We start from the raw sequence: 8,525 nt of genomic DNA, 5'->3' as shown, positions 1-8,525 counted from the left end.
TCCTGCGCCAGGAGGCCGAGCAGCGCCAGCGCGAGGAACAGCAGCGGGCACAGATGGCCCTGCAGGCCAAGGCCACGCCGGGCGGCCCGTCCGCGTCGGCACCCGCACCGCGGATGCGCTAGCCCACGATCACGACCAGGTAGCGCACGGCTTGGAGTGCGACATCGAGCAGGGCGGTGAGGACATGCACCAGGTGGCAGGTGACCTCGATGAGCTTGAGGAAGTTAGTCATTGGGTAGGCTCCAGGCCCCCATCCATGATCGGCGGCAGGCTTGCTCAGAGGTTCGAGAAAGCTTCGGCAAGTGTCCGACACCAACCCCAAGATTCTTGATGACCACCCTAGGTCGGACGTCATGGCCTGTGGCGGATGACCCTGAGTAGCGACGAGCAAGAGCTCGCCGCCCGGGCCCGCCGCTTCGCGGCTCCCCGGGGGTGTCCCTGGCCCTTGCCGCTTCGCGGCTGCGCTCGGGACCAAGTTTCTAGAGCCGTTGGCGCGAAGATTTGCAAATTGGCAAATTTGCGAATATTTGTATTTACACCAACTTACCAATGTTGCCAATATTGGTGGAAGGGCAAAAACAGCCCGGAGATCCCCATGCCAGCACCGAAAGTCGTCACGGACGAAGAGATCGACACCGCCGCTACCCAGCTGCTCGCCCAGGGCCAGCGCGTGACCGGCTGGTCCCTGCGCCGGATCCTCGGCAAGGGCACCCCCTCCCGCATGGAGGAAATCTGGCTGGCGCGGTCCGCCTCCCCTGATGATGTCCCCGCCGAGGTGCCTGCTCCCGTCATCCCGCCGAGCCTGGTTGACCGCTCTGAGGCCATGGTCGCCCAACTATGGGCCCACGCCTCCGAGCTCGCCGCGGTGCGGGTGCGAGCCGAACTGCAGGCCGCCCAGGCGCGGGTGCAGGCAGCGGAGGACAAGGCGGCTCAGGCCGAGGCCGTGCTCGCCTATCACGAGCAGCAGCTCGAAGAGCAGTTCGAGGTCTCCGCACAAATCAAACAGAAGGCCGAGGAGGCCGTCGCGCACGCCCAGGGCAACGAACGGGCAGCGAGTGAGTATGCCGACCGGGCAATGCTTCGCGCTGAACGGGCAGAGGCGGCCGCGGCCGAGGTCCGGGCTCTGCTCCAGGGTCCCCTCGCCTCGCTCCTGGCCAACGTGAGCCCGGCTCCGGCTCCGGCTCCGGCTCCGGCTCCGGCACCGGATGAGGCCGACAAGGTCCCCGAGGGAGCCGCCCCGGCCTCCGCCTAGCCGTCCCGTAACCGGTGAACTGCGGGACGGATCGGCTACCCTAGTAGTTTCAGGGACTTCCGTGTCCCGCAAACCCGTTCCGCTGGAATCTGTCCCTTATGGCCCGCCGCAAGACCCGCCTCGCCGCCTTCTCGGCCGTCATCCCGCCAGGCATCCCGGCCCCTGATGACCCCCCGGTGACCTGGGGCTACGCCAGGGTGTCGACCGATGAGCAGACGACCGCCCGGCAGCTCGATGCCTTGGCCTCTGCAGGCATCCCGGCCGGGCGTGTTGTCCAGGAGGCGATCTCCGGCGGCATCCCCGCCCGGGCCCGGCCTCGCCTGGCTGGTCTGCTGGCAGTCCTGCGACCAGGTGACGTGCTTGCCGCACTCGCCGTGGATCGCCTTGGCCGCGACCCGGCGGATGTCCTCGCCCTCGCCCGGGACCTCACGGGCCAGGGTGTACGTCTGCGGCTGTTGGGCATGGGGATCGAGACGGGGACGCCCACCGGGGACTTGGTCCTCGGAGTGCTCGCCACCGTCGCGGGCTGGGAGCGGTCCATCATCAAGGAACGGACGAGGCAGGGCCTGGCCGCGGCGCGCCTGCGTGGCAAATCGCTTGGCCGACGCCCGACGCTCCTGCCGCCCCAGCGTCAACACGCGCGGACTCTTGCCGCCCAGGGCACCCCCGTCCGTGAGATCGCCCGGATCCTGGGGTGCAGCTCGTCCATCGCACATCGCGCGGTCCAGGAAGTCCCGGCCGTTCCGATAGGCCCGGCCTGAATCTGGATGTCCTCTCTATATATGTGTGACGTCCGACCTATGACGCAGGGTGACCCTCTATGACCTACCCCCCTGTGACGTAGGGTGACCCAGCATGACCTACCCCTACGACTGACCTAGATCGGTTGCCCTGTACCGGGTTGACCGATCAAGACCGGTCGGGCCAGCGTCCCAGCATGACCATGACCCCGGATGACCAACCCACGACATCCTCGGACGTGACGGAGGTCATCGACCGGACACGACGTCTCACGCTGGCCGAGGCCGCCCCACTCGCAGGGCTCACTCTCGAAGCCTTGCGGCTCCGCGTGCGGCGCCGACGCCTCCCCGCCAAAAAAGACAACGAGGGCCGCATCACCGTGGCCTTGGGTGATGTCCTCGACCTCAGGCCCCGGGGGCCGACCAAGACCGGTCCGTCATCCCCGGCTGTCCCCGATGACGCAGCGGACGCCCTTGCCCTGGCCGAGGCCGACCTCGCTCAGGAGCAGGAGGCCAGGCTTCGGGCCGAGGCAGACAGGGATGGGGAGCGGCGCCGAGCTGAGAGCGCGGAGGCCAGGGTAAGGGTATTGGAGGAGGAGCTTCGCGAGGGGCGGACCCCCCTCCTGCTGCGACTGGTGCGTGCATGGAGAAGGACGCAACCCCAGTAAGGGGTTGCGTCATTCCGATCCGGAAGGAACACTGAAGGGGTCGGGGTGTCCGACTGATCCGTGCTTCGCGGGCCGATCAGTCAGAGGTGCTTCGGCGAAACAAAGGTGAGGACCCACCCGTGCCGCGCACACGCACCCCTACCCAGAACGTAAGCCCTGACACGGCTCAGGTCCAGGGGGATCGTGCGTCCAGTGGCATGCTCACGACCAAGTTTAACGCAACCGCGAAGCTGACCGGGCCAGAGCGTCCCGGACTGCGCGGCTGCGGTGTCCCCACGTAGCCGATCCCACCTCACTCCCCTTCCTACTCTCCCGCCCACTGGCCCCGGTCCCCGCTCCCGCGGCGTCGGCTGCTGGCGGTCTGACCACAAGGGCCAGCCCTTCCCCGGCCTGGCCTCCGCCCTCGCGGCCGTCCGCCGGGCTCACCCTGATCGCCTGGACCTGCAGGCTTTGGCCTGGTCGCTGATCCCGCGCCTGCCTGGTCGCCCCTTGTCATCCGACACGCTCAAGACGGAGGCCCCGACCAGTTTCAGGCGGGCACTAGAGGACACGGTCGCCTCACACGGCTGGCTGGGTCTCAACACGTCCGACGCGATCAACCTGGTCTGGGTAGATGCCGATCACCAGCGCTGGCGCCAGCTCCTCGCGCGTGCTGTGGCCCTCGGTCTCCCCCAACCTGCCTGGGTGTCGATCTCGGCCCGGGGCGCCCACCTCGCCTGGATTCTGCGTACCCCGGTGGTAACCCGGTTCGAGGACATCGACGCCGATGTCCGCCGCTCGCGGCTGTTGTCTGTGACGCACGACCTCCTGCGCCGCGCGCTGGATGGCGACCATGCCGCCTCGCTTCGTGGCCTCATGAAGAATCCGTGGTCATCCCGCTGGCAGACAGAGGTCGCCGCCGAGATCACGGCCGTCGATCTCCTGGATCTCTTGCGCCCCCTGGAAGCTCTGGCCGCTGCCGAGGGTTGGATCCCGCCTGGTCGTCGCCCCCGTCGTGCGCGCGATGTCAGCGATGCGGTCCAGGGGGAACGCCTTTGGAAGACTCTCTGCGCTCGGGCGTACGACAACGCAGAGACCGACGAGGCTGTCCTCCGTGCATGGGCCGACGAGCTCGCCGAGAGCATGGGCAGCCCAGCCCCGGCATCGATGCGCCGCGGTATGGCCAGGCGGGTCGCGAAGTTCATGAGGACCCGGTGGAACGGGAAGTCCCGCCGCGCACCGCTGACACCCGAGGTCATCCACACTCGCCAAGCCGATGCCGGTCGGGCGACCGCTGCCAAGCGTGCGACCAGCCGCGATGACCTGATCCGCGAGGCCCTGGACCACCTGGCCGCCGCTGGACACCCGGCCACCTGCGCGGCCGTTGCTCTGCACGCTGGATGCTCCACCCGGACCGTCCAGCGGTCGGCGGTGTGGATCGAGCGCGCGGCACAGATCGAGGGGGTGACATACGCTCCCCCCGTATCCGGTAGTAGCTTTGCCTCTGTGATTTCTACTCCCTCGCTTCTGCCTTCTGCCTCCCCTGTTGAGGCGGATGACCTCATCCTCGCGGCTGTCATCGTCTCTGAGTTCGACATCCCTCTCCCGGCATCGGTCATCCCTGCCCCTGTTGACGCCCCCAACCCGCCTGGCAATGTCTTCCAGTTCCCCTGGTTGCCTCCTCCTCCCCCTCGGCTGCCCACACACGGCCCGGCTATCTCAAACCGTGCTCGGCATCGTCGCGGCCCGAGTGCTGCCAAGCGTCGTGCAGAGGAGCGCCGTGAGTGGCACGAGAGGGCAGCAGCAAGGGGCCTCGATGCCTACCGCCAGGCGTTCGGCGCGCGGATGTCGGCACTGCACACGCAGCGCAGCGCAGCCCTTGCTGCGGTCTCGGTACCTGACGATGGCCCATGGCTGATGCGGTGGTCCCATGACCTGGATGGTGACCTCAACCGCACGATGACGGCCATGGAGCAGCGCAAGAGGATCGGCGGTGGATGGGCTGCCAAGCTCCGTGCGGAGAGGCGCCTTTATGTCGAGCACGAAGCCCGACTCCTCACCCAGATCCCGGCTGTCGTTCGTCAGGTCGCGTGATCACCTCCGCCGCCAAGTCTCTATGAGCTTGCGTAGCGCATCGAGCGTCGAGGGTAGCGTCCAGATGACGGCGAAGATGATGACGAGGCCGAGCATCGCGGGATCGTTCGGCAGGGCAGCAATGGACATTGTTGTAGTCTCCTTCTCCCGCGGATGAAGCCATCACGACCGGGCTGGAGCCATCATCCCAGTTCTCCTGGCGTCGCGGGTGGAGCAGGCCGGGGGGTGGATCACCGGATGAACCACATGACTCGCAGACCGGAGCCTCCATCCGGCATCGCTTCCCGATGCTCGGATTCCTCGCGTTCTTTGCATGGGTTTCCGCATCATTGAGTTAGCCAGCCATGCACGTATCCGCGCCCCCCAAGTGGGGGCACCGATCCGCGCAGGGCAGGCCAGGGCTCCGCCCGTGGACCCGTAGCAAGCAAGCAAGGAAGGAGACAGCGATGCCGGGACAACGTGGCACCGAGCGACGCCAGCTCTCCGGCCAGGTCCTCGTGCGCCTGCCCGATGGCACCCATGACGCGCTCCGCGCCGCCGCGGCTGCGGCTGGTCTTACCGACGCCGCGTGGGTGCGCGCCCAGCTTGTCGATGCCCTTGGCACCGAGGCACCGGATGCCGTTCCCATCGCCCGGTACCAACCGCCCAAGGCACCGCGCCCCGAGTGGTTGGCCGACCTCGATGCCGCACGGGAGACCGCCGCCGAGCTCACGGGTGCCCTTGTTCGTGCAGCAGCCATCTCGAGGCTTGCGGGCGACCATGCCTCACATGCTGACATTGAAGCTTTGATACCTGGCACCCGCCGCGCTGCCCGCGATGCGGCTCACACGATCCGCAGGGTGTGCCGTCACATCGACGGTGAGCTACCAGGGCCATGATCGCCGGGGCGACCTCCGGCAGTGGTGGCGCTGCCCTCGGCCGACACCTCGCCCACCAAGATCCCGGCGCCGGAGAGTTGTCGCGAGAGGGCGCCTCGCGCGGGCTGGTCACCGAGAGCACCAAGGACCGCATCGCGGAGCTCACCGACATCGCATCACGCGGCCGGGGCGCCACACCGATTCACCATGTTCACGCCGATCCGCCGATCGGCGCCGAGTTCGGGGAAGAAGCCTGGACCCGTTACTGGGACCGCTATGAATCCGAGTTCGGGTTGCAGCGTCAGCCCTTTGCTGAAGCCATACACCAAGATCTGGATACCGGGCGCGAGCATCGGCATCGGGTGTACTCGTTGGTGCGCCCGGACGGGGGCATGGTCCCGATGCACCACGACATGGCGCGCCGCGAGAAGATCGGCAGGCTCACCGAGCTAGCCGAGGGGCAGGCCATCACACTAGGCCGACACAACAGAGCGGTCATCCACGCGCTCGAGCGTGACGGCAACGTCGAGGCGGCGACGGCGCTTCGGGCTGCCGGGCTGTACGAGATGGAGCGCCCTCGCGCCGGGCTAACGCCCGATGAGCGCCAGCAGCAGGTGCGCACCGGTGTCAGCAAGGAAGACGTCCGAAGCGCTGCCCTGAGTGCTTGGCAGCAGTCAGACGGCGCCGCCGGGTTTCAGGCCGCCCTTGCCGAGCGTGGACTCCAACTCGTGCAGGGCAGGAAGACCGTGCAGCTGGTGGACAGCGAAGGGAACCTGCACGACCTCCGGCGCAGCCTGACTCAGGCCGCCAAGGGCGCGGGCATTGAGGCGCCGCGGGCTGCCGACGTGCGCGGTCGCCTTGTAGGAATCAGCATTGAGGGGGCGGTGGCGGAGACGCGTAGCGTCGAGCACACCGGACACTCGCCGGAGACCCCCTGGGGGGTCGGAGGCACTCACGACGGGGGGGATCTGCAGACTTCCATCCCTCCGGTCATGACATCCATCTCGGTCACGACATCCACTGCTGTTCCGGTCGCCCCTGTTGCGGAGGTGGCGCCAGCCGCACCGGTGGGTCCCCCGGCCTCCGCGCGCGCGCCGGTGGCGCGCTCCGGCCCGGGGACTACCGGCACGGCATCGGCTGAGGGTTCAGGGGAGGCAGTACCTGGCGATGACGGCGGCCCGCCTGCGCTCACCGACGACAGCCCCGAGGGGCGGCGCCGTTGGGCACAGCAGCTCACCGACTACGACCAGAGGAAGTCCGCAAAGCTCGCGGCAATCACGTCACCAGAAGGAGCATCCCATGGCACAGCAGAGCAAGACTCAGCCGCAACCGCGGCCATCCTCGCCGCCGTCGCGAGGTGGACCTCCACAGCCGACCGCGGCAGTCACTCGGCGGAGACGTCCGTGGGGCACGGACGACATGCGGAGTCTGTTGGCGGGCGTGATGCCGGATCAGCCGACGGCGTTGAGGGAAGTGGACATGCTCGGCATGACGCCAGGGATGTCAGCGATGTTGAGGGCGGCGACCCAGACCGACAGTCTGTTGCCCCTGTTGGACCTGTTGGAGCCCAAGGCGAGCGAGGAGCCGTCCAAGGTCGATCAGATCCTGGACCTTCTACAACAAGTCGCATCGAGCCAGTTGAGGCAGGAGAAAGCGCTCGCCGTTATCGGGCAGAGGCTGGCCGTTCTCGAGCAGAGGACGGGCGGATCTCCCATGCCCTCGGTGAGGCCATCACACCCGCCAGAGGCGCCCGCCTCGCCGCGCTGAGGGCCGCGCTCGATCAGCCCGCCGCTCGCCTGGCACGCCGTGATCTCCGCGGAGCAGAGAGCAGGCTTCGGGAAGCGCATAAGGCCGCAAAGGCCGAGGCATGGAAGACGACATGGACGGCGTACACGGAGCGCCGTGACGCTGCCGTGGAAGTCCTCAAGTCAGCAGGGGCAACCAAGCCTGAGTGGGCAGATTTCAAGCGTGTCTGCGACGACCAGGTCCGGGCCATGCGGACACCTGCTACAGGGGCCGAGGCGCGCCAGGCGTGGGTGCGGCATCTCGACACGGTAGGGCGATCCGACCATGCCGACGCACCGGCCGCGCGTGAGCTGGCACGGCAAGAGCGTGCCCGCGACGTCCTAGCCATGGACACCAGGCAGGGATGGGATCGCGTCAAGCGCGATCCGCCGTGGCCGGATCCATGCAGTCGCACCGTCGCCGCCGTTCGAGATGATGTCGCGGCGCGGACCCATGGAGCACTCCGGCAAGCGGAAGACATCCTCCAGCCGTTGAAAACCGCAGCAGCCGAGGCTGCAGCCCGCGTGGGTCTCCTCGATCGCGTCCTCCCATGGACGACCGCAGCACAGCGCGACGCCGAGGTCGCACGCCAGATGGCGCAGGCCGCCGAGGACCAGGTGTACTCCGCGCAGCACGACCTGGTGTCCGAACGGCGCCGTGTGGAAACGGACGGCCCGATGCTGGCCGGGCAGCGTGCTGAGGAGCAGGCCGCATGGGAGCGGACCCCGGAGGTTCGGGAAGCCAAAGAGCGCCAGCGATTGAACGAGGCGGCGCTCCGCATGGCCCAGGCTGGGGACCCGGCCGTGACCGCCGTTCTGGCCAGTGGCGACCCGGCTGCCGCTCGGGCCGAGGTCCTGCGCCAGGAGGCCGAGCAGCGCCAGCGCGAGGAACAGCAGCGGGCACAGATGGCCCTGCAGGCCAAGGCCACGCCGGGCGGCCCGTCCGCGTCGGCACCCGCACCGCGGATGCGCTAGCCCACGATCACGACCAGGTAGCGCACGGCTTGGAGTGCGACATCGAGCAGGGCGGTGAGGACATGCACCAGGTGGCAGGTGACCTCGATGAGCTTGAGGAAGTTAGTCATTGGGTAGGCTCCAGGCCCCCATCCATGATCGGCGGCAGGCTTGCTCAGAGGTTCGAGAAAGCTTCG

The 8,525-nt window shown here is 68.1% G+C and carries 7 protein-coding genes; 5 read left to right on the top strand and 2 right to left on the bottom strand.

What is annotated here, in order from left to right; all coding sequences use genetic code 11:
* Positions 1-595 precede the first annotated feature (595 nt).
* From EAH89_RS29980 to EAH89_RS29970, 3 genes are all read left to right on the top strand, one after another.
* Positions 596-1,252: a DNA-binding protein gene (locus EAH89_RS29980; protein ID WP_161993854.1), complete on the top strand. Its 657-nt coding sequence runs from the start codon at positions 596-598 to the stop codon at positions 1,250-1,252.
* Between the two features lie 98 nt (positions 1,253-1,350).
* Positions 1,351-2,013 carry a recombinase family protein gene (locus EAH89_RS29975; protein WP_140887701.1) on the top strand — a complete coding sequence of 221 codons (663 nt, stop codon included), beginning with the start codon at positions 1,351-1,353 and terminating at the stop codon, positions 2,011-2,013.
* Between the two features lie 1,136 nt (positions 2,014-3,149).
* Positions 3,150-4,733, top strand: coding sequence for a replication initiation protein (locus tag EAH89_RS29970; RefSeq protein ID WP_161993853.1), 1,584 nt, complete (start codon positions 3,150-3,152; stop codon positions 4,731-4,733).
* On the opposite strand, the gene EAH89_RS33295 is transcribed toward EAH89_RS29970, so the two are convergent.
* Positions 4,734-4,862, bottom strand: coding sequence for a hypothetical protein (locus EAH89_RS33295; protein ID WP_277753913.1), 129 nt, complete (start codon positions 4,860-4,862; stop codon positions 4,734-4,736). It lies immediately after the preceding gene.
* Between the two features lie 317 nt (positions 4,863-5,179).
* Here EAH89_RS33295 and EAH89_RS29965 point away from each other — a divergent pair, with 317 nt between their 5' ends.
* Both EAH89_RS29965 and EAH89_RS29960 read left to right on the top strand, forming a co-directional pair.
* The gene (locus EAH89_RS29965; RefSeq protein ID WP_140887696.1) at positions 5,180-5,611 is read left to right on the top strand and encodes a hypothetical protein; all 432 of its coding nucleotides are present in this window, start codon (positions 5,180-5,182) and stop codon (positions 5,609-5,611) included.
* On the top strand, positions 5,608-8,349 hold the full coding sequence (locus tag EAH89_RS29960; RefSeq protein WP_140887694.1) for a relaxase/mobilization nuclease domain-containing protein: 2,742 nt from the start codon (positions 5,608-5,610) through the stop codon (positions 8,347-8,349). Before EAH89_RS29965 ends, EAH89_RS29960 begins: the two co-directional genes overlap by 4 nt.
* Here the strand turns inward: EAH89_RS29960 and EAH89_RS32340 are convergent.
* The coding region (locus tag EAH89_RS32340) for a hypothetical protein (protein ID WP_206667729.1) at positions 8,346-8,525 on the bottom strand (180 nt) is incomplete at its 5' end. The genes EAH89_RS29960 and EAH89_RS32340 overlap by 4 nt on opposite strands.

It is taken from the genome of Muricoccus nepalensis (assembly GCF_006438825.1).
GTDB classification, from domain to species: Bacteria; Pseudomonadota; Alphaproteobacteria; order Acetobacterales; family Acetobacteraceae; genus Roseomonas; species Roseomonas nepalensis.
The sequence above is the reverse complement of the archived record's forward strand: the minus strand, read 5'-3'. Positions and strand labels throughout refer to the sequence as shown.

What these genes read in the sequence shown, in the direction of transcription:
- EAH89_RS29980 (WP_161993854.1), top strand. Translation starts at nt 596, where the DNA reads ATGCCAGCACCGAAAGTCGTCACGGACGAAGAGATCGACACCGCCGCT.
- EAH89_RS29975 (WP_140887701.1), top strand. Translation starts at nt 1,351, where the DNA reads ATGGCCCGCCGCAAGACCCGCCTCGCCGCCTTCTCGGCCGTCATCCCG.
- EAH89_RS33295 (WP_277753913.1), bottom strand. Translation starts at nt 4,862, where the DNA reads ATGTCCATTGCTGCCCTGCCGAACGATCCCGCGATGCTCGGCCTCGTC.
- EAH89_RS29965 (WP_140887696.1), top strand. Translation starts at nt 5,180, where the DNA reads ATGCCGGGACAACGTGGCACCGAGCGACGCCAGCTCTCCGGCCAGGTC.
- EAH89_RS29960 (WP_140887694.1), top strand. Translation starts at nt 5,608, where the DNA reads ATGATCGCCGGGGCGACCTCCGGCAGTGGTGGCGCTGCCCTCGGCCGA.